Annotated in this window: 14 protein-coding genes; 10 read left to right on the top strand and 4 right to left on the bottom strand. The window is 69.9% G+C overall.

Features of this window, described 5'->3' with window-relative positions:
* Positions 1–64: 64 nt before the first annotated feature.
* Positions 65–970 (top strand): helix-turn-helix transcriptional regulator, encoded by a 906-nt coding sequence (locus tag G5C60_RS33180; RefSeq protein ID WP_165264724.1) that lies wholly within the window; start codon positions 65–67, stop codon positions 968–970.
* 18 nt (positions 971–988) lie between these two features.
* Here G5C60_RS33180 and G5C60_RS33175 read toward each other — a convergent pair whose 3' ends face one another.
* The gene (locus G5C60_RS33175) at positions 989–2434 is read right to left on the bottom strand and encodes an MFS transporter (RefSeq protein WP_165264723.1); all 1446 of its coding nucleotides are present in this window, start codon (positions 2432–2434) and stop codon (positions 989–991) included.
* An 81-nt stretch (positions 2435–2515) separates the two neighbouring features.
* Between G5C60_RS33175 and dusB the strand changes: the two genes are divergently transcribed.
* The 5 genes from dusB (at position 2516) to G5C60_RS33150 (ending at position 10166) form a co-directional block, all read left to right on the top strand.
* Positions 2516–3694, top strand: a complete 1179-nt coding sequence (gene dusB / locus G5C60_RS33170) for a tRNA dihydrouridine synthase DusB (RefSeq protein ID WP_165264722.1) — start codon at positions 2516–2518, stop codon at positions 3692–3694.
* 428 nt (positions 3695–4122) lie between these two features.
* Positions 4123–5352, top strand: a complete 1230-nt coding sequence (locus G5C60_RS33165) for a glycosyltransferase family 2 protein (RefSeq protein WP_241267263.1) — start codon at positions 4123–4125, stop codon at positions 5350–5352.
* On the top strand, positions 5349–7373 hold the full coding sequence (locus tag G5C60_RS33160; protein WP_338146005.1) for a right-handed parallel beta-helix repeat-containing protein: 2025 nt from the start codon (positions 5349–5351) through the stop codon (positions 7371–7373). Before G5C60_RS33165 ends, G5C60_RS33160 begins: the two co-directional genes overlap by 4 nt.
* Entirely contained in the window at positions 7360–8526 is a 1167-nt protein-coding gene (locus tag G5C60_RS33155) for a right-handed parallel beta-helix repeat-containing protein (protein WP_165264720.1), read from the top strand. Before G5C60_RS33160 ends, G5C60_RS33155 begins: the two co-directional genes overlap by 14 nt.
* A gap of 380 nt (positions 8527–8906) precedes the next feature.
* Positions 8907–10166 carry a UDP-glucose dehydrogenase family protein gene (locus G5C60_RS33150; RefSeq protein ID WP_241267265.1) on the top strand — a complete coding sequence of 420 codons (1260 nt, stop codon included), beginning with the start codon at positions 8907–8909 and terminating at the stop codon, positions 10164–10166.
* 156 nt (positions 10167–10322) lie between these two features.
* Here G5C60_RS33150 and G5C60_RS33145 read toward each other — a convergent pair whose 3' ends face one another.
* Together G5C60_RS33145 and G5C60_RS33140 are read right to left on the bottom strand one after the other, a co-directional pair.
* Positions 10323–12260, bottom strand: a complete 1938-nt coding sequence (locus G5C60_RS33145; RefSeq protein ID WP_165264718.1) for an amylo-alpha-1,6-glucosidase — start codon at positions 12258–12260, stop codon at positions 10323–10325.
* A complete protein-coding gene (locus G5C60_RS33140; RefSeq protein ID WP_420907432.1) occupies positions 12257–13786 on the bottom strand; it encodes an MGH1-like glycoside hydrolase domain-containing protein in 1530 nt (509 codons plus the stop codon). Before G5C60_RS33140 ends, G5C60_RS33145 begins: the two co-directional genes overlap by 4 nt.
* Positions 13787–13932: 146 nt before the next feature.
* Here G5C60_RS33140 and G5C60_RS33135 point away from each other — a divergent pair, with 146 nt between their 5' ends.
* Together G5C60_RS33135 and ppdK are read left to right on the top strand one after the other, a co-directional pair.
* Positions 13933–15153 carry an ROK family protein gene (locus tag G5C60_RS33135; RefSeq protein ID WP_165264717.1) on the top strand — a complete coding sequence of 407 codons (1221 nt, stop codon included), beginning with the start codon at positions 13933–13935 and terminating at the stop codon, positions 15151–15153.
* Between the two features lie 451 nt (positions 15154–15604).
* Positions 15605–18346, top strand: a complete 2742-nt coding sequence (ppdK, locus tag G5C60_RS33130) for a pyruvate, phosphate dikinase (RefSeq protein ID WP_165264716.1) — start codon at positions 15605–15607, stop codon at positions 18344–18346.
* A gap of 153 nt (positions 18347–18499) precedes the next feature.
* Here ppdK and G5C60_RS33125 read toward each other — a convergent pair whose 3' ends face one another.
* Positions 18500–18904, bottom strand: coding sequence for an LAETG motif-containing sortase-dependent surface protein (locus G5C60_RS33125; RefSeq protein ID WP_206440298.1), 405 nt, complete (start codon positions 18902–18904; stop codon positions 18500–18502).
* Positions 18905–19232: 328 nt separating this feature from the next.
* Here G5C60_RS33125 and G5C60_RS33120 point away from each other — a divergent pair, with 328 nt between their 5' ends.
* Both G5C60_RS33120 and G5C60_RS33115 read left to right on the top strand, forming a co-directional pair.
* Positions 19233–19895, top strand: coding sequence for a hypothetical protein (locus G5C60_RS33120; RefSeq protein WP_165264714.1), 663 nt, complete (start codon positions 19233–19235; stop codon positions 19893–19895).
* A gap of 89 nt (positions 19896–19984) precedes the next feature.
* Positions 19985–20920, top strand: coding sequence for an oxidoreductase (locus tag G5C60_RS33115; RefSeq protein ID WP_165264713.1), 936 nt, complete (start codon positions 19985–19987; stop codon positions 20918–20920).
* The last annotated feature ends 106 nt before the right edge of the window (positions 20921–21026 follow it).

The raw sequence follows: 21026 nt of genomic DNA, 5'->3' as shown, positions 1-21026 counted from the left end.
GTTTCCTCATCCTGGTAGAAGCACTACCTGGCAACAGGATCGGTGGGGAGGCAGGCTGGGGGGCATGACGAGCATGGTCCAGGAGACACGGGAGGCTCAGGAGGCCCGGGGGGCGGAGGCCCGCGAGGCGAAGGAGTCGGTGATCCGGCGGCACGAACTCGCCGCCTTTCTGCGCCACCGCCGCGAACACATCACGCCCGAACAGGTCGGCTTGCCCCGAGGCCGCCGCCGGCGCACTCCGGGCCTGCGCCGCGAGGAGGTCGCACAGCTGTCCGCGGTCGGCGTCACCTGGTACACGTGGCTCGAACAGGCCAGGGACATCCAGGTCTCCGTCCAGGTCCTCGACGCCCTCGCCCGCACCCTGATGCTCGACGCCAGCGAGCGCGCCCACCTGTTCAAGCTGGCCGGGACCGTCGACCCGGCCCCGGGTGCCAACTGCCCCTCGGTCACCCCGGCACAGCGCGCCCTGCTGGAACAGCTGGATCCGATCCCGGCCAGTATCCAGAACAGCCGGTACGACATCCTCGCCCACAACCGCACGTACGAGCTGCTGTTCTGCGACCTGGACGCCGTCCCGCCGGAGGACCGCAACTGCATGCTCCTCTGCTTCACGAACGAGGACTGGCAGTCGTCGCTCGTGCGGCTGGAGGAGACCATGCGGGTCATGGCCGCCAAGTTCCGCGCGTCGATGGCAGGTCATCTCGCCGAGCCCGCCTGGAAGATGCTGCTCGAGCGGCTGCGCGCCCAGTCGCCGGAGTTCCGCGAGATCTGGGAGCGGCACGAGGTCGTCGGGGCGAGCAGCAAGCGCAAGCAGTTCACCAACGCCCACGTCGGCCTGCTCACCGTGGACAGCACCGACCTGTGGCTCGGCCCGCACAACGGCCCCCGCATGGTGACGTTCGCACCGGCCGACGACGAGTCCCGCGCACGCCTGGAGAAGCTGCACACGATCGCTCTCGCGAGGACGTAGAGGACGTAAGGGCGCCCGTCAGGCCAGTACGTCCGCCTGCTCCTTGATCTCCGCCGACTCCAGCCGCTCCGCCGTGCGTTCGGCGGTCCGGCGGGCCCAGCTGCCGCTCGTGACCGCGCCCAGGACCAGGACCGCGAGTCCGCAGGCCGCGATGATCCACCAGCCGGGGCGGGCGGCCGACACGAAGGTGTCCCGGTACGAGGACGAGCCCACGCCCGAGGCCAGTACGGCGCCGATCACGGCGACGCCGAGGGTCTGGCCGATCTGGCGGCTCGTGGAGGCGACCGCGGCGGCGACGCCGGCCTGGGTGCGGGGCATGCCGGAGACGGCGGTGTTGGTGATGGGGGCGTTCACGAAGCCGAAGCCGAGGCCGAAGAGGACGTAGCCGATGACGAGGGTGACGTTCGACGTCTCGGCCTCGAAGGCGGCGAAGAGCACCCCGCTCGCGGTCATCGCCACCCCGGCGACGAGGAGCGAGAGCCGGGGGCCACGGTTGCCGACCAGCCGGCCGGACAGCGGGGCGCAGACGAAGGTCAGGGCCGCCATCGGGAGCATCCACAGGCCCGCGTTCAGGGCGCTCAGACCGCGTACGTTCTGCAGATAGAGCGTCGAGAGGAAGAGGAAGCCGCCGAGTGCCGCGAACGCGCTGATCGCTACGACCGTGGCCCCGCTGAAGGGTGCCGAGCGGAAGAAGCGCAGGTCGATGAGGGGTTCGGTACGGCGGGGCTCGTACCACAGGAGGGCGAGCAGGGCGGCCAGGGCCACGACGGCGAAGGCGACGACCTTGAGGGCGTCGGAGTTGGGGGCCTCGATGATCGCGTACGTCAGGGAGCCGAGCAGGGCGATCACCAGGAGCTGGCCGACCGGGTCGGGGCGACGGGCCTTCGGGGCGCGGGACTCGGGGACGTACCGGAAGGTGAGCACGAGCGCGGCCATGCCCACCGGGAGGTTGAGCCAGAAGATCGACCGCCAGCCGACCGAGTCCACGAGGAGGCCGCCGATCAGCGGACCCGCGGCCATCGATATGCCGACGACGCCTCCCCAGACGCCGATCGCACGGGCGCGCTCGCGCGGATCCGTGAAGGTGTTGGTGATGATCGACATCGCGACCGGGTTCAGCATCGAACCGCCCACCGCCTGCAGCATGCGGAAGGCGACGAGCGATTCGAGGTTCGGCGCGAGGGAACACAGGACCGAGCCGATTGTGAAGACGACAAGCCCCGCCATGAAGACCCGTTTGCGGCCGATGCGGTCGGCCGTGGACCCCGCGAGCATCAGCAGCGAGGCAAGTACCAGTGTGTACGCGTCGATCGTCCACTGGAGGCCCGACGTACTGGCGTGCAGCTCTCTCTGCATCGAGGGCAGGGCGACGTTCAGAACGGTGTTGTCCAGGCTCACGATCAGCAGACTCATGCAGCAGATCGCGAGCACCAGCATGCGTCGGCGGTGGGTGAGCTCGGGCATTCCTCCATCGTACGCCAATTCCATAGTGTTGCTAACTAACTACTGTGGTCCTCGTCTGTCGGCGTACGTGACAATGGGGGAATGTCCACGTCGACCCTTGCCCCCGCGTCCTCTCTGCGGATCGGACCGCACACCGTCCAGCCGCCCGTCGTCCTCGCCCCCATGGCCGGGATCACGAACGCGCCGTTCCGCACGCTGTGCCGGGAGTTCAGCGGTGGCAAGGGCCTGTTCGTCAGCGAGATGATCACGACGCGGGCGCTGGTCGAGCGCAACGAGAAGACGATGCAGCTGATCCACTTCGACGCGTCGGAGACTCCGCGCTCGATCCAGCTGTACGGGGTCGACCCGGTGACCGTCGGCAAGGCCGTCCGCATGATCGCGGAGGAGGACCTCGCCGACCACATCGACCTCAACTTCGGCTGCCCCGTCCCGAAGGTGACGCGCAAGGGTGGCGGCTCGGCACTCCCGTACAAGCGGCATCTGCTGCGCGCGATCCTCCGCGAGGCGGTGAGCGGGGCCGGGGACCTTCCGGTCACGATGAAGATGCGCAAGGGCATCGACGACGACCACATCACGTACCTGGACGCCGGACGGATCGCCGTGGAGGAGGGCGTGACGTCGATCGCCCTCCACGGCCGCACCGCCGCGCAGCACTACGGCGGCACGGCGGACTGGGACGCGATCGCCCGCCTCAAGGAGCACGTGCCGGAGATTCCCGTGCTCGGCAACGGCGACATCTGGTCGGCTGACGACGCGTTGCGGATGGTGCGAGAGACCGGTTGCGACGGGGTGGTCGTGGGCCGCGGCTGCCTGGGCCGACCGTGGCTGTTCGCGGACCTGGTGGCGGCGTTCGAGGGGCGCCCGGCTGCCCGGGCCGGAGGCCCTGATGGATACAGCGTCCGTCCGACCCTCCGCGAGGTCGCGGCCGTCATGGTCCGCCACGCGACCCTGCTCGGCGAGTGGATCGGGGACGAGGCGCGCGGCGTCATCGACTTCCGCAAGCACGTGGCCTGGTATCTGAAGGGGTTTGCGGTCGGCTCGGAGATGCGCAAGCGCCTTGCGATCACGTCGTCCTTGGACGAACTCCGCTCGGGCCTGGACGAGTTGGACCTGAACCAGTCGTGGCCGACGGGCGCGGACGGGCCCCGCGGCCGTACGTCCGGCAACAACAGGGTTGTCCTGCCGGACGGTTGGCTGAAGGACCCGTACGACTGCGCGGGTATCGGCGAGGACGCGGAGTTGGACACGTCCGGGGGCTGAACGCTGCTGTGACTTCCGTCACGCCGGTCTCGGATGCCGCTGATCTCCTCCCTCGCCCCGCCCGGCATGTGCGGCAACAAATGCAATGTCCGATACCACAGGTAACTTCCCTGCATGGAACGGGATATGGCTACGTGTCCGATCATGTGCACGTGGCTGAAAACAGCCCTCCTCTCGTCGTCGGATCCTGTCCCGGACGTCCGTCTTCACTCCACCAGGCCCCAGCGTTCCTATGACGTTTGTGTTTCTGCTGTGAAGAACTGATGGATGCGCCTCTAGAGTCCCCGCCATATATCACGCAGACCGCACTTTTGGGATCTTGACCGATCCCGGCGTGTTCCTGGGGGGCCCTGTTGATGTCGGACTACTTCGACGTTTTTTGGTCATGGATCGTTGCGGCGGTTGGGGAAACGTCGTGGCGTGAGGTGATGCCGCTGGGCATCGCCGGTGCATTCGTCTGGGGGCTCTGGCTCTACCGGGCCGTCCTTTCCCGCTTCGCCAGGCCGGTCGTGAACAACTACCGGACCTCCGTGTCCGTCGTGGTCCCCGCCTACCGCGAAGACCCGGACATCCTGCTCGACTGTCTGGAGACCTGGCTGGCCCAGGGGCCCGACGAGGTGATCATCGTCCCCGACATCCAGGACCACGAGGTGCTCCGCAGGCTGTCCGAGGTGCTGGACCGGCGGGTGCGGGTGCTCGCGTTCGAGCACCGGGGCAAGCGGTCCGCACTGGGTGTGGGGATCCGGGCCGCGCGCTGCGAACTCGTGGTGCTGGTCGACTCGGACACCCGCTGGCAGCCGGGGCTGCTCGACGCCGTGCAGATGCCCTTCGTCGACCCCAAGGTCGGCGGAGTCGGCACCCAGCAGAACGTCTTCATGCGCCGGAGCAGCGTCTGGCGGCGTATCGCCGACTGGCTGGTCAACCTGCGCTACTACGACTACGTGCCCGCCATGGGCCGCGCCGGTGCCGTCGCGTGTCTTTCCGGCCGCACCGCCGCCTACCGCAAGGCCGCGATAGACCCCGTTCTGGAGAACCTGGAGAACGAGTTCTTCCTCGGCCGGCGTTGCGTCGCCGGCGACGACGGCCGGCTGACCTGGCTGGTACTGGCCTCCGGGTACAAGACCGTGCACCAGAGCAGCGCGCGGGCGCTGTCCATGTTCCCGTCCTCGTTCCGGGCCTTCGTCAAGCAGCGGGTGCGCTGGAGCCGCAACTCCTACCGCTGCTATCTGACGGCGATCTACAAGGGCTGGCTGTGGCGGGTCCCGCTGGTCACCAAGATCACCGTGCTGCAGATCCTGCTGACGCCTGTGACCATGGGCATGGCGCTGGGCTATCTGCTGCTCAGCCGACTGGAGTTGACCGGCCGCGGGGTGGTCCTGGTCCTGATCTGGCTCTTCGTGGGACGCGGTATCCGCGGCTACTCGCACTTGCGCAGACATCCGCGGGATGTGCTGGTGCTGCCGCTGCTGGCCCTCGTGGTCGTGATGATCTCCCTGCCGATCAAACTGTGGGCCTTCATCACCATGAACAAGCAGGGTTGGCTGACCCGCACCAGCAGCAGCATCGGCGGCGAAGGCCAGAACGCCGCGTCCCTCTCGGGCAACGGCCCCCGGCGGCCGCCCGCCGGCGGCACCCGTGAGGGGGTGTTCCAGCCGTGACACTCCATTTCCGAACGCTGCGCGGCACGGCGACAGCCGCCGCCTTCCTGCCCCTGGTCGCCGTGGCGCTCCTCGGCTCCGCATCCGTCGCTCACGCCGCGCCGAAGACGGTCCTCGCGGAGCGTGTCCTGGCCGGTGCCCGTGCCGGCGCCGCGGACGACGGCGAGGAACAGGCGTTCACCCCCGAGGAGTCCGAGGCCCAGGCGGCCCTGGTCGCCGCCGAGGACAAACGCCTTGACCAGGTCCGCGCCGTCGCCGCGGTCGCCCCGCTCAAGGGCGCCAAGTGGTCGCAGCCGTACCGGCTGGACACCGGCAGCGGCTACACGCTGGTCCTCACCGCGCGCACCAAGCCGTACGGCATCTCCGACCTGCTCTCCCTGGCCCCGCAGACCTTCGTCCGCAAGCGCGACGGTTCCTACCTGCTGACCGAGAACCTCTACCTCAACGCCGGCGCCAAGCTGAAACTGTCCAACCCCGGCGGTCTGACGGTACGGATGGCCAGCAGCAACAAGGGATTCGTCTCCATCGTCTCCTTCGGCGGCCGACTGACCCTGGAGGGCACCGCACAGGCGCAGATGAAGATCGGCAGCTGGGACACCCGTACCAACAAACCGGACACCGACGTACGGGACGGCAGGGCCTACGTCCGCGCCATCGGCGGCCAGTTCTCCATGAAGTACGCCACCGTCGGCGACCTCGGCTTCTGGAGCGGCCGCACCGGAGGCCTCAGCCTCACCGGAACCGACCGCCCCGACACCGGGAACATCGACGGTCCGGACACCCCGACCAGCGACGATCTCAACCAGCGCGAGCGGGAGAAGGCCGCGGACAAGGCGGAGGAGGAGGCGGAGCAGACGCCCAGCAGCGGCGGTGTGCTCGCCCAGCCGCCCGGCGAACTGACCACGCCGGACAGCAGGTTCACCGTGCCCGACATGTCGTATGTGTCGGCGGAGGTCGACCACTCCACGGTCACGGGCAACACCTACGGACTGTTCGTCTCCGGCGCCACCGGGGTCAGCATCACCGACACCAAAGTGCTGAAGAGCTTCCAGGACGGCCTCGTACTGCACCGCTACGTCACCAACGCCGACGTCGAACGGACCACCTCCAAGGACAACGGCGGCAACGGCTTCGTCCTCGCCCGCGCCACCCAGCAGGTCAAGATCACCGGATCCACCGCGCGGAGTAACGGCGGCAACGGGTTCAGCCTCAGCGGCCGGCCCCTGGCGAGCGGTCCCTCCGCGTCCGGCGAGTCCATCAGCAGCTACGGCAACAACTCCGTCTCCAACAGCACCGCCGAGGACAACGGCCGCTACGGCATAGAGATCCTCGGCGGAGTGGACGTCGGCGTGCAGAACAACACCGTCCGCGGTGGTGACATGGGCATCGTCGCCCGCAAGGACGCCGCGAAGGTGGCCATCACCGGGAACCGTCTGAAGGGCCAGATCCGGCAGGGCATCTCGGTACGCGACGGCGTGACGGCGGCGCAGGTCACCGGCAACATCGTCGAGAACGCCGACACCGGCGTCTACGTCCGCGACTCGGTCGCCGAGGTGCGCGGCAACACCATCCAGGACGCCACCAACCACGGCGTCTCCATGGTGGGCGGCGTCGGCGGCTCGACGATCTCGTACAACGTCATCGCCGGCGTCGGGCCGAGCGCCCTGGACACCGTCCGTGCGAACGGCGAGACGGACATCAAGAAGAACCAGACCTTCGCCTGGCACGACACCAGTTCCTTCTGGACCAAGTTCCGGCACTACGCCAGCCCGATGACCCTGCTGTGGGCCTTCATCCTGTTGCTCATCCTCCTGGCGGCGGTGATGGGGCGGCGACAGCACGGCAGCCAGGGACGAGGCCGCCGCAGACGCGTCCACCCCTACGCCGACAAGCAGACTCTGGCGACCCCTCCGCCCACGGAGATCCACCTGGCCGCACACAACCGGCACAACCCGCATAACCCACACACCCCGCACAACCCACACAACCGGGTTCCGGTGATGACTCATGACCAGTGGTAACCGCGTGCTGTGGCTGGCGACGGGCGCGTTCATCTGCTCCATGATCGCCCTCATCGTGGCCCTGACCTCCGGTGGGGACTCGGCCACCCCGGACACGGCCGGGGCCACCGGTGAGGTCGGCCCCACTTCGACCACCCGGGGGCCGACTGCCTCGACGGACGACGCACCGACGGACACCGCCGAACCGTCCGCGCCGTCCACCACCCGGTCCGCCCCGGGCGCGACGTCCGGCGGCGGCACGGCGTCCGTCAAGGAGGTCAGCTGCCCGGCGGCCACCGTCACGGTGAACGACGCCGCCTCGCTGGAGGAGGCCCTGGCCGACGCGGGGCCCGGGGACAGCATCCGGCTCGCCGACGCCACGTACGAGGGCCGGTTCAAGGCCACCACCCCGGGCACCGCGGACCAGCCGGTCTACGTCTGCGGCGGCCCCGGCGCGGTGATCGACGGCGGCGGCACCGACGGCGGCTACGGCTTCCACCTCGACGGAGCCGCCTACTGGCGCCTGGTCGGCTTCACCGTCCACAACAGTCAGAAGGGCGTGATGGCCGACCGTGTGCAGGGCTCGGTCATCCAGGGCCTCACCGTCGAGCAGATCGGCGACGAGGCCATCCACCTGCGGAACTTCAGCACCGACAACCTCGTGCTGAACAACACCGTCCGCCACACCGGCAAGCGCAAGGACAAGTTCGGTGAGGGCGTCTACATCGGCACCGCCGAGTCCAACTGGTGCACCGTCTCGGACTGCAAGCCCGACGCGAGCAACCGCAACGTGATCAGCGGCAACGACATCAGCGCCACGACCGCCGAGTCCATCGACATCAAGGAGGGCACCAGCGACGGCAAGGTCATCGGCAACACCTTCGACGGCTCACTCCTCAGCGGCTCCCACAACGACTCCTGGGTCGACGTCAAGGGCAACGGCTGGCTGATCCAGGGCAACACCGGCCGCAACGCACTCCAGGACGGCTTCCAGACCCACGAGATCGTCGACGGCTGGGGCACCGACAACACATTCAAGGGCAACACCGCGGATGTGAACGGACCCGGCTACGGCTTCAAGCTCACCCCCGTCGAGGGCAACAAGGTCGCCTGCGACAACAAGGCGGAAGGGGCGGCCGAGGGCCTGGCCAACGTCGACTGCGCCCGTTCCTGACCGGCCCGCGCCGACACCGGGCCGGCCGCACGCCGTTCCCGGGCCGGCCCGTCTCCACGCGCCATCCCGTGCTCCGTCCCCGCACCTGAGCACACCGCGCAACGCCACAACAGAACCAGCACACACCGCTTCCACGCAGAGCCGTAGAGCCACCGCAGCCTCCTGCCGAACAGCCCTGTGTCGGCCCACCCATGCCCAAAGCGAGCAGCACCCTCACCTTTCACAAGGAGCACGCCATGACCCTCGCCACCGACCCGGGGCCGGACAGCGCCCTGAGACCCGACGCCGACACGGCCGCCGTACTCGACGTCTCCGGCGCCCCCGTCCCCCGGCTCACCGTCATCGGCACCGGCTACCTCGGCGCCACGCACGCCATCTGCATGGCCGTCCTCGGCTACGAGGTCCTGGGCGTGGACGTCGACCCGGTCAAGGTCGAGTGGCTGAACTCGGGCCGGGTCCCCTTCTTCGAGCCCGGCCTGCCCGAACTGCTGGCCAAGGCTCTGGACTCCGGCCGGCTGCGCTTCACGACCAGCTTCGCGGATGCCGGTGACTTCGGCGATGTCCATTTCCTCTGCGTCGGCACCCCGCAGCAGAAGGGCTCCGACGCGGCGGACCTGCGCTACGTCGACAGCGCGGTGACCGAACTCGCGGGGCACTTGCGTCGCCGCACGCTGGTGGTCGGCAAGTCCACGGTGCCGGTGGGCACCGCGGCCCGGCTGACGGAACTGGTGCAGCGGCTCGCCCCCGCGGGAACCGACGTCGAACTGGCCTGGAATCCGGAGTTCCTGCGCGAGGGCTACGCCGTCGACGACACCCTGCGCCCCGACCGGCTGGTCTTCGGCACGGAGTCGGCTTGGGCCGAGGAACGGCTGAGGGAAGCGTTCGCCCCCGTCATCGCCCGCGACACCCCGGTGGTCGTCACCGACCTCACCACGGCCGAACTGGTCAAGGTCGCCGCCAACTCCTTCCTCGCCACCAAGATCTCGTACATCAACGCCATGGCCGAGGTCTGCGAGGCCACCGGCGCCGATGTGACGGGCCTCGCCGAGGCACTCTCCTACGACGACCGGATCGGCGGACGCTTCCTCAAGCCGGGCCTGGGCTTCGGCGGAGGCTGCCTGCCCAAGGACATCCGCGCCTTCAGCCACCGCGCCGAGGAACTGGGCGTCGGCCAGGCCGTCGCCTTCCTGCGCGAGGTGGACGCCATCAACAAGCGCCGCCGGGCCCGCACCGTCGACCTGGTCCGCGAACTCGTCGGCGGCGACCTCGCCGGCGCCCGCGTCACCGCGCTCGGCGCCGCGTTCAAACCCAACTCGGACGACATCCGCGACGCCCCCGCCCTGGACGTGGCCCGGACCCTGCACCAAGCGGGCGCCCACGTCACGGTCGTCGACCCGGCGGCCACGGAGAACGCCCGCCGCGCCTTCCCGGAACTGACCTACGGCTCCGACGCCCTCACGGCCGCCGTCGGAGCGGACGTGGTGGTCCTGCTCACCGAGTGGACCCAGTTCCGTGAGATGGACCCGAACGCCATGGCCGCCGTGGTGTCCCACCGCCGCATAGTCGACGGCCGCCATGCCCTGAACCCGGCCCAGTGGCGCGCGGCCGGCTGGGAATACCGGGCCCTGGGCCGCCCTTGACTCGGGGCGTGGCTGGTCGCGCCCACGCGGCGGAGCCGCAAATTGACACAGTCCCGCGCCCCTAAAGGGGCGCAGCCCCTGCTTTAGGGGCGCGGGGAACTGCGCGACCAGCCACAACCGACCCGCAGCCGCCAATCGACCCGCAGCCCCGAGCTCCTAGGCGCCCCCGACAGCCGTTAGCAAGGCCAAAGGAGCCGCAGCTGACCGAGACTCCCGTACGCACGCGTGCGGATACGGCACCGGCTCCCCCCGATGGGCATCGCGCGCGTACCCCGCGACGACCTCCGGAAGCCGATGCCCGGCAGCCGTCGCCGCGTCGACCAGCGCATGGGCGACCGTCCGGGCCTCGTCATGCAGCCCGTACCGCGACAACCCCAAGGTGATCAGCGCGTTGTCATGCGGCCAGACCGACCCCCGGTGATACGACAACGGGTGATACGCGGGCTGCCCGGAGGCCACCGTCCGAACCCCCCACCCCGAGAAGAAGTCCGGCTCCAGCAGCCGCCGCCCCACCAACTCCCCGTACTCCTTGTCCAGCAGCCCCGACCAGAGCAGATGCCCGGCGTCGGAGGCGAGCGCGTCCACCTGGTTGCCCTCGCCGTCCAGCGCCAGCGCCGGGAAGGAGCGCTCCGGCATCCAGAAGTCCCGCTGGAAGCGATCGCGAAGGTCGCCCGCGGCCTGCTCAAGGAGCGCCGCGTACACCTCGTCCTCCCACACCGTGCGCGACAGGTGCGCGGTACGGCGCAGGGCGTCGTACGCGTACCCCTGCGCACCCGCGGCCATCACAGGCCCGGTGGCACGGCTGCCGTCGGCCGAGCAGATGGCGCCGGGGGAGTCCTTCCAGTTCTGGTTGGCGAGCCCGCCCTCGTCGGCGCGGTAGACGAGGTACCCGCGCGAGGTGAGCCCGCCGTGGTCCAGCATCCAGCCGATCGCCGCGCGGGCGTGCGGCTCCAGACGGCGGGCCAGCGCCACATCACCGGTCTGCTCGACGTACGCGCCCAACAGCACCAGGAACAACGGCGTCGCGTCGACCGAGCCGTAGTACCGCCCGTACGGCACCTGCCCGAAGTGCGCCAGCTCCCCGTGCCGCACCTCGTGCACGATCTTGCCCGGCTGGGCCACCGCACCGGTGCCGACCGCGGTCGCCTGGGTCGCGGCGAGCGCCGGCAGGGTGGCGGCGGCGAGCTGGGGCCGGTAGGGGAGGGCGAAGAGGGAGGTGAGGAGCGCGTCGCGGCCCAGGAGGGTCAGGAACCAGGGAACTCCGGCCGCCGGGACACGAAGTCCCTCTCCGTCGGGGCCCGTCGCCGGGACCTGGAGCACGGCCAGGTCGGCGAGGCCCCGCGCGCAGGCCGCGGCCAGCTCCGGCCAGCCCGTGGGGAAGGGCACGCCTTCCGCGAACTCGCCTTCCAGCGCGAGGACTTGATCGTTCACGGCGGACGGGGAGGCGGGCACCTCCGGGGGCGGCGTGCCGTGCGGACGGGCCGCGACCCGGAGGGCCAGCTCCGCCGAACCGTGCGGTTCGAGATCGAGGGACCAGACCAGGCGGCGGGCGCCCGTACCCGTCTCCTCGACGCCGTCGGGGGCGGGCTCGGCGGTGACCTTCGTACAGGACCGCCACTCGCCGCGCCGGTAGCTGAACTCCACGCCGTCGTCCAGGATTTCGCGGGAGCGGACGGCGCCGATCTTGGCGTACGTACGGTGGTCGGAGCGCAGCTCGAACTGGTCCGAGAAGTCGGCGTCCACGGTGACCGCGATGCGGACCGCGGTGGGCACCGGACGGTTGCTGGTGACGCGCAGTGCCTCGACGAACGCGCCGTCGGCGACGGCCTGTTCACGGAAGAGGGTGTACGCGGGCGGCTCCTGGCGGCCACCGCGCGGTACGAGAACGCAGCGCGCCGAGTCGCCGTCCGCGACCGGCGACAGTGCCTCGGGCACGGCGCCGTCTACGGTCAGCTGCCAGCGGCTCAGATGCCGGGCGTCGCGCACGAACAGCCCGTCGGGGGAGCCGCTGCCGCGCACTCCGCTGATGTCCCCGCCGTCGCCCACGGCCGCGAACGTCCCACCGTGCACGAGCAGATGCTGCCGGTCCGTCATACCTGGTCCCCTCCCTTGGCACCCTTGCCGATCTCTTCGCCTACGTGATCGTTTACGTGCTGCGCCGCGCTCAGTGAAGGGCCCGGCTCGTGCTGGTGGTCGTGGTCGTGCAGCAGGTCGAGTGTCAGCGCGGCGGTCCAGCTGAAGCCGAGTGCTCCGCAGGCCTCGCCGGTGTACGGGGTCACGTACTCCGCGAACCCGGACTCGCCCGCCGTGTCGAGGAGCGCGGCCCGCAGTCCCTCCGCGAGGGCCTGCTCCCCGTGCAGCCTCAGGCCGCGCTCCAGCATCCAGTTGGTGTTGAACCAGGCCGGGCCCCGCCAGTACCGGTGCGGATCGAAGGCCTCGCCGGTCAGGTCGTAACTCGGTACGAGCCGGGTGGCGCCGCCGAGTCCGAAGTGCGGACCGCGCAGGGTGCGTACGAGGCTGTCGGCGATGTCGCGGGGGAGCGCGGGCAGGAGCAGCGGAACGAGTCCGGAGACACCGCGCTCGGGGATGAGGTCCCCGGTGCGTACGTCCCGGCAGAAGAACATCCCCTCCGCCGGATCCCACAGCCGCTCCACCAGCGCCGCCGTCAGCCGCTCCGCCCGCGCGTACCGGGCCGTGCCCGTGGCGCCCAGCTCGCGGGCGATCCGGGCCAGCGCGTACTCGGAGGCGATCAGGAGCGCGTTGAACGCCGGGTCCTCGACGGCGAACTCGCCCAACCCATCGGCGTAGCCGCCGTCCCGGTAGTCCGTCGCCAGGCGCACATACCGCCCGTAGTCCAGATCCGTCGGCCGGTCCGAGGCGGCCCCGTGGTCGAGGTCGGCGCGGCGGAAGGTGCGGGACGCGGCGGGCGTGACGCGGCTGAGGGGGGCGTCCCAGGACGGGGCGTTGTCCATACCCTGTTCCCACGGGTGGACCACGGAGGCGAGGCCCCCGCCGCCCAGGTCCCGGCGGTGCAGCAGATAGCGGTGCCAGGCCGCCAGGCGCGGGTAGACGCGGGACAGGAAGCCGCGGGCCCGTGACAGGCCGGGATCGGAGACGTGCACCAGCCACGCGGCGAGTGCGTGCACCGGTGGTTGCACGATGCCCGACGTCTGTACGGTGCGCGGGGCGCCCGCGGCGCGCCCCGCGGTCGAGGAGCGCCAGAAGTCGGGGCTCGGGAAGTACGCGTCGAGCGGGACGGAGGGGTTGAAGACGATGTGCGGAATCCGGCCGTCGCCCCACTGCGCGTCCAGTAGCGTCTCGAGTTCCACCTGTGCCCGCAGCGGCGACAGATGGCGCAGTCCGATCGCGATGAACGCCGAGTCCCAGGACCACTGGTGGGGGTACAGGCCGCGCGAGGGCACCGTGGACGTCCCCGTCCAGTTGTCGTGCAGCACCCGGGCGGCCCTGAGATGCAGCGACCGCGCGGCCCGGCCCGGATCGTATACGGCCGCCCCGGAATGGCCGATCTCACCCTGGCCGGAAAGCGGTGGTGAGACTGGGGTGCGGACGGGGTCCGGGTGTCCGGTGCGGCGGGCGGTGAGCTGGGATGAGCGGTCCACTCGGGTCTCCACGAAGACGTATGTCCGGCCAGTTCGGCAGTAGCTACCGTAGGGTTACGTCTATTTAACACGCAAAACTCAATATGTAATGCAGAGTTGAGGAACGCAAGAGGGTGTGCATGACCGGGAACGCCGGGAGGACCGGAATGGCAGGACGGGCCGGGAGGACCGGAAGCCAGGCGAGCGCCGGCGAGCTGCTGGAGCTGGTGCGCAGCGGGCGCGCCACCACGCGCGGCGCGTTGCAGCAGGTCACGGGCCTGTCCCGGGCCACGGTCGGGCAGCGCCTCGACCGGCTCTTCCGTGCGGGCTGGCTGCGTGAGGGCGCCGCGGGCCCGGTGGACTCGCCGCTCGGCGGCCGCCCCTCGGTCCGGCTGGAGTTCGACGACTCACATGCCGTGGTCCTCGCCGCCGACCTCGACACCCGGCACGCCCGCGCCGCGGTCCTCTCGCTCACCGGCGAGATGCTGGCCGAGCACACGGGCTCGCTGCTCATCGAGGACGGCCCCGACGTCGTGCTCGGCGAGCTGGGCCGCTGGTTCGGCGAGCTGCTGGAGAAGGCAGGACACCGGGCCCATGAGGTGTGCGGGATCGGGCTCGCCGTGCCGGGGCCCGTCGACAGCGACACCGGCCGCGTCGTCCAGCCGCCGATCATGCCCGGCTGGGACGGCTACGACATAAGAGGCCGCCTCACCCGCGCCTTCGCCGAGCACACGGGCGCCCCCCTGCCGGTCTCCGTGCTTGTGGACAACGACGCCAACCTCATGGCGTACGGCGAACAGCGCACCGGCCACCCCGACTGCTCGGCCTTCGTCCTGGTCAAGGTCTCCACCGGAATCGGCGCAGGCGTCGTGGTGGGCGGCACGATCTACCGGGGCATCGACGGGGGCGCCGGGGACATCGGGCACATACGGGTCCCGGAGGGCGCCGACGCGCTGTGCAAGTGCGGCTCGTACGGCTGTCTCGCCGCCGTCGCCAGTGGCGGCGCCGTGGCGCGGCGGCTCGCGGAGACCGGGGTGCCGGCGGCCTCCGGCTCGGATGTGCGGGATCTGCTGACCGCCGGGCACCCCGGGGCGGCGGCGCTCGCGCGGGATGCCGGGCGGCTGGTCGGGGACGTGCTGGCGACCGTGGTGACGCTGCTCAACCCCGGGGTGCTGATGATCGCCGGAGATCTGGCCGGAACTCCGTTCCTCACGGGCGTACGCGAACTGCTCTACCAGCGCGCCCTGCCCCGCTCCACCGCCCATCTGGACGTGGTCACCTCACGGCTCGGCGAGCAGGCGGCCCTGGTGGGAGCGGGAGCCCTGGTCGTGGAGCACCTGTACGCACCCGAGCGGGCCGAGGAGCGGCTGCGGGCGATGGGCGTGTGACACCCGTGCGGACCGGCGTATGAAGTCGGCGCGGATCTGTGTGTGACGTCCGTGTAACGGCCCGCGTACGCGTCCGCATGATGAAATCTGGCCGCTCCAAACGGCGTGATTCTTGCCACCCTTGATAAGGGTTGCGCTCAGATGAGCGGATCTTGGGCGATTGCACTTCTCCAAGGGGTGGCACTCAGTGCCACCCCTTGATCGTTCAGAGCTCGAACTCATACGTATGGAGACCCGCTCAGACGAGCGCGTCAGCGGGTCTACGGGCGTTGACTCGTTCGGGAAGTGAAAACACGAGCTCGCCACTCATTGCCAGTCCTTGACATTCGATCTGCTGGCGGACGGGTGGTTACGGCCGTATGACGCGCAAGTGGACGTACCGAGGTACCTTCGATCTGGGTATGTTCCTCGCCGTCAGGGCAGCCAACGCGTCCTCGAGGAGTCGAGATCCGTGTCGGAAAACAAAGATCCCCACGTAACTGGTAGCGGCGCTGAGGGCGTGAAGTTCGTTTACGACTTCACCGAGGGCAACAAGGACCTCAAGGACCTCCTCGGCGGCAAAGGCGCGAACCTCGCCGAGATGACCAACCTGGGCCTTCCCGTCCCACCGGGCTTCACGATCACCACCGAGGCCTGCAAGACGTACCTCGAAAGTGGCGAGGAGCCCGCGGCACTGCGTGACGAGGTGAGTGCACACCTCGACGCCCTCGAAGAGACGATGGGCAAGAAGCTCGGGCAGGCCGATAACCCCCTGCTCGTATCGGTCCGTTCAGGGGCAAAGTTCTCCATGCCGGGCATGATGGACACCGTCCTGAACATCGGGCTCTCCGACAAGTCGGTGCAGGGCCTGGCCCAGCAGGCCGGTGACGAGCGCTTCGCATGGGACTCGTACCGCCGTCTCATCCAGATGTTCGGCAAGACCGTCCTCGGCGTCGAAGGCGACCTCTTCGAGGACGCGCTGGAGGCGGCGAAGACGGCCAAGAAGGTCGCCGTCGACACCGAGCTGGAAGCGGCCGACCTGAAGAAGCTCGTCACCAAGTTCAAGAAGATCGTCAAGACCGAGGCCGGACGCGACTTCCCGCAGGACCCGCGCGAGCAGATGGACCTCGCCATCCACGCGGTCTTCGACTCCTGGAACACCGACCGCGCGAAGCTCTACCGCCGTCAGGAGCGCATTCCGCACGACCTCGGCACGGCCGTCAACGTGTGCTCGATGGTGTTCGGCAACCTGGGCCCGGACTCGGGCACGGGCGTCGCCTTCACCCGCGACCCGGCCAGCGGCCACCAGGGCGTCTACGGCGACTACCTGCAGAACGCGCAGGGCGAGGACGTGGTGGCCGGCATCCGCAACACGGTCCCCCTCGCCGAGCTGGAGTCGATCGACAAGAAGTCGTACGACCAGCTGATGCAGATCATGGAGACCCTGGAGAACCACTACAAGGATCTCTGCGACATCGAATTCACCATCGAGCGCGGGCAGTTGTGGATGCTCCAGACGCGCGTCGGCAAGCGGACGGCGGGCGCGGCGTTCCGTATCGCGACCCAGCTGGTGGACCAGGGGCTGATCGACGAGGCCGAGGCGCTTCAGCGCGTCACGGGCGCCCAGCTCGCGCAGCTGATGTTCCCGCGCTTCGACGAGGACACGAAGGTCCAGACGGTCGGCCGGGGTATCGCGGCGTCGCCGGGTGCGGCGGTCGGCAAGGCGGTCTTCGACTCGTACACGGCGGTGAAGTGGTCGCGTTCGGGCGAGAAGGTGATCCTGGTCCGCCGCGAGACGAACCCGGACGACCTGGACGGCATGATCGCGGCAGAGGGCATCCTGACCTCGCGCGGCGGCAAGACCTCGCACGCCGCCGTGGTGGCACGCGGCATGGGCAAGACCTGTGTGTGCGGTGCCGAGGAGCTCGAGGTCGACACCAAGCGGCGCCGGATGACGGTGCCGGGCGGGCATGTGGTGGAGGAGGGCGACCTCATCTCCATCGACGGGTCGAGCGGCAAGGTGTACCTCGGTGAGGTGCCCGTGGTCCCGTCGCCGGTCGTGGAGTACTTCGAGGGCCGGATGCACGCGGGCGCCCAGGACGCCGACGAACTGGTCGAGGCCGTACACCGGATCATGGCGTTCGCCGACCGCAAGCGCCGCCTGCGGGTGCGCGCCAACGCGGACAACGCCGAGGACGCGCTGCGCGCCCGTCGTTTCGGCGCGCAGGGCATCGGCCTGTGCCGCACGGAGCACATGTTCCTCGGTGACCGTCGTGAGCTGGTCGAGCGCCTCATCCTGGCCGATACGGAGGCCGAGCGCGAGGAGTCGCTGAAGGAACTGCTGCCGCTCCAGAAGCAGGACTTCGTGGAGCTGTTCTCGGCGATGGACGGTCTGCCGGTGACGGTCCGCCTCCTCGACCCGCCGCTGCACGAGTTCCTGCCCGACATCACCGAGCTCTCGGTCCGGGTCGCCCTGGCGGAGTCCCGCCAGGAGCCGCACGAGAACCTGCTCCGCCTCCTCCAGGCGGTGCACCGCCTGCACGAGCAGAACCCGATGCTGGGGCTGCGCGGCGTACGCCTCGGCCTGGTCATCCCCGGCCTGTTCACCATGCAGGTACGGGCGATCGCCGAGGCCGCGGCGGAGCGGAAGTCGGCGAAGGGCGACCCGCGGGCCGAGATCATGATCCCGCTGGTCGGCACGGTCCAGGAGCTGGAGATCGTCCGCGAGGAGGCCGACCAGGTCGTCGCCGAGGTCGAGGCGGCGACGGCCACGGAACTGAAGCTGTCGATCGGCACGATGATCGAGCTGCCGCGGGCCGCGCTGACGGCGGGTCAGATCGCCGAGGCCGCCGAGTTCTTCTCCTTCGGCACGAACGATCTGACGCAGACGGTGTGGGGCTTCTCGCGCGATGACGTCGAAGCGTCGTTCTTCACCGCGTACCTGGAGAAGGGCATCTTCGGCGTCTCCCCGTTCGAGACGATCGACAGGGACGGCGTCGGCTCCCTGGTGAAGTCCGCGGTGGAGGCCGGCCGCGCGACCCGGCCCGACCTGAAACTCGGCGTCTGCGGTGAGCACGGCGGCGACCCGGAGTCGGTCCACTTCTTCCACGAGGTGGGTCTGGACTACGTGTCCTGCTCGCCGTTCCGGATCCCGGTGGCCAGGCTGGAGGCCGGCCGAGCGGCCTCCACGTCGAAGGGCAGCGACCACCGCTGACCCCCCGACTCCGGAGCCGTCGTCGGTCACCCCGACCCTCACCGACGCGATGGCGGCTCCGGTGCGCGAAAGAGAAGGGGCGGCGCCTGTGCGGAGGCGCCGCCCCTTCGGCGTGCGCGCCGGCCTGGGTCGGCCAGGCGTGTGCCTGCTGGGTCAGCGGGTGGTACGACGCCTGCGTGCCGCGATCACCAAGCCGCCCCCGGCGAGCAGGACGGCCGCGCCGCCGCCCGCGACGTACGGGGTGGAGCTGCTGCCGCCGGTCGCGGCCAGGTCGGTGTCCTGCTGCCCCGCGGCTTCCGGGGCTTCGGACCCGGTGTCCTCGGTGGGCTCGGGCTGGCTGCCTCCGGCGCTCTCGTCCTCACCGCCGGTGTTCTCTTCCTCGTCGTCGGCAGGGACGAAGCCGGCGGGCGGCTTGTCGCAGCCGACGCCGTCCCCGTCGCGGTCGAGGTGCTTGCCGTAGTGCTCGTCGCCCTTGGGGATGTTGGACACCCCGTTCGCGTACGCCTCGGTGCAGTTCTTGAACGGGTGACTGCCATGGGCCTCGGCGGTGTACGGCATGGCGGTCAGCGCGAGGACGGTGATCGCTAAGGCGGCAGATCTGCGGAGCACGTTCACGGAATGAGCCCTTCCACTTTTGTGGTGATATCCGAAGGCATGCGTACTGAAGATGCGTTCGGTCGGTTATGAGGCGATGAACGTAAAGGGAGGGCTGGTGATGTGGAGGGGATATGGATGGCCTGTGATGCAAACGTGACGTGACCGGACGGTAGCTCTCCGCTCCTGGGTGGGGGTTCTGTCCGCGCCCGACCCTCGGATGGCGGGGCGGAACGATCCCTGGGAGCGTGGGAGAAGGCGCAGGTCCCGCAGGGGGGTAGGAGGTTCTCCCATGCGTGTCGCACCGCTGAGCGGCCTGCTGGCCGTGGCGCTGACCGTCGTCTCCTTCCTCCTGATCGGCGACACGCCGGATGTCGACTCGTCCGGCAGAGAGGTCAGGACGTACTACGAGGACCACGAGGCACAGACGGCAGTGAGTCTGTATCTGCTGGTGCTCGCCGGGGCGTTCTTCGTCTTCTTCGCCGCCCACCTGGCACGTGCCGTACGGGACGCCGCGCCCCGCGACGACTGGACGCACCGGGTGGTTCTGGCGGGCGGCGTACTGATCGCCGCGGGCTTCTGGGTGGCCGCGGGCTTCGCCCTGGCCCTGATGGACCTCGCGGACGAGTCGGCGGCGTCCGACGACACGATGCAGACGCTCAACGCCATCACCGAGGACTTCTTCATCCCCTTCGTCGGCGGGATGGCCTTGATGCTGCTGGCCGCGGGACTGGCCGCGGCCCGCGTCTCCGTAACCGGCCTGCCCCGATGGCTGGGCTGGACCGGCTTCGCCCTCGGCGTCCTGACCTTCGTCCCCTGGGTCGGATTCGTGACCTTCATGCTGTCGGGACTGTGGGTGATCGTCGCCAGTGTGCTGCTGGCCCGCCGTCCGCACAACGGCACGCCGACCGAGCCGACGGCTGCGAGCGGAACGGCCCCGTCACCTCGTACGTGAAGAACGGGTGTCGTCAGGTCGACGGTGCCGCCCTCTCTCGACGGTGCTCGTACGCTGGGACCCACCCGTACGCGGAGGGAGCCAGAGCCATGGCCGGCTGGAGTGCGACCGACATACCGGACCAGAGGGGCCGTACGGCTGTCGTCACCGGGGCGAACAGCGGGATCGGCTACGTCACCGCACGCGAACTCGCCCGGCGTGGTGCGCGCGTCGTGCTCGCCTGCCGGAATGAGGTGCGTGGTGCGGAGGCCGCCGACCGGCTGGCGATCGAGGTGCCCGGCGCGGAGCCGGAGTTCGTACGGCTCGATCTGGGAGATCTGGCTTCGGTACGGGAGTTCGCGACCACGTACGAGCAAAAGCACGACCGGCTGGACCTGCTGATCAACAACGCGGGTGTGATGGCGCTGCCGTACGGGCGCACGGCGGACGGTTTCGAGACGCAGTTCGGGGTCAACCACCTGGGTCACTTCGCGCTCACCGGGCTGCTGCGGCCAGTGGTACTCGGCACTCCCGGGGCGCGCGTGGTGACCGTCTCCAGCACGATGCACGCGGTGTCCAACATCGACATCACGGACCTCAACAGCGAGCGCCGGTACGGACGTTGGTCCGCGTACGCCCGCTCCAAGACGGCCAACCTCCTCTTCACCCACGAACTGGCGCGCCGGCTCGCCGCCATCGGCTCCGATGTCGTGGCGGCGGCCGCGCACCCCGGCTACGCCGCCACCAGCCTCCAGACGGCGAGCCCGAAGCAGGAGGGCCGCAAGGCCGCCGAACGCTTCATGCGCATCGGCAACCGTTACTTCGCCCAGTCCGCGGACTCCGGCGCCCTCCCCACGCTGTACGCGGCCACCGCCCCCGATGTCCGCCCCGACTCCTTCACGGGCCCGGCCCTCCTGGGCTGGCGCGGCTCGCCCAGGAAGTCGTGGCGCGCCCCCTGGACGCTCAACGACAGGGCCGCGGAACGGCTTTGGGAGGAGTCGGAGCGGTTGACGGGGGTGGCGTACGAGGGGCGTACGAGGGGCTGAAGGGCATCACGCCGTTCCAGTCGTACGCGTCTGGGGGCGCCCGTACCGACGGGCGCCCCCAGGGTCAGCGGGAGGTCAGCGGGATGTGTAGCTCTCCGCGTACTCC

This window comes from Streptomyces scabichelini (assembly GCF_011045015.1).
Taxonomy (GTDB): domain Bacteria; phylum Actinomycetota; class Actinomycetes; order Streptomycetales; family Streptomycetaceae; genus Streptomyces; species Streptomyces scabichelini.
The sequence above is the reverse complement of the archived record's forward strand: the minus strand, read 5'-3'. Positions and strand labels throughout refer to the sequence as shown.

Bases quoted from the DNA above. Each gene is read 5' to 3' on its own strand.
- G5C60_RS33180 (WP_165264724.1), top strand. From the start codon at position 65: ATGACGAGCATGGTCCAGGAGACACGGGAGGCTCAGGAGGCCCGGGGG.
- G5C60_RS33175 (WP_165264723.1), bottom strand. From the start codon at position 2,434: ATGCCCGAGCTCACCCACCGCCGACGCATGCTGGTGCTCGCGATCTGC.
- dusB (WP_165264722.1), top strand. From the start codon at position 2,516: ATGTCCACGTCGACCCTTGCCCCCGCGTCCTCTCTGCGGATCGGACCG.
- G5C60_RS33165 (WP_241267263.1), top strand. From the start codon at position 4,123: ATGCCGCTGGGCATCGCCGGTGCATTCGTCTGGGGGCTCTGGCTCTAC.
- G5C60_RS33155 (WP_165264720.1), top strand. From the start codon at position 7,360: ATGACCAGTGGTAACCGCGTGCTGTGGCTGGCGACGGGCGCGTTCATC.
- G5C60_RS33150 (WP_241267265.1), top strand. From the start codon at position 8,907: ATGGCCGTCCTCGGCTACGAGGTCCTGGGCGTGGACGTCGACCCGGTC.
- G5C60_RS33145 (WP_165264718.1), bottom strand. From the start codon at position 12,260: ATGACGGACCGGCAGCATCTGCTCGTGCACGGTGGGACGTTCGCGGCC.
- G5C60_RS33135 (WP_165264717.1), top strand. From the start codon at position 13,933: ATGGCAGGACGGGCCGGGAGGACCGGAAGCCAGGCGAGCGCCGGCGAG.
- G5C60_RS33125 (WP_206440298.1), bottom strand. From the start codon at position 18,904: ATGCCGTACACCGCCGAGGCCCATGGCAGTCACCCGTTCAAGAACTGC.
- G5C60_RS33120 (WP_165264714.1), top strand. From the start codon at position 19,233: ATGCGTGTCGCACCGCTGAGCGGCCTGCTGGCCGTGGCGCTGACCGTC.
- G5C60_RS33115 (WP_165264713.1), top strand. From the start codon at position 19,985: ATGGCCGGCTGGAGTGCGACCGACATACCGGACCAGAGGGGCCGTACG.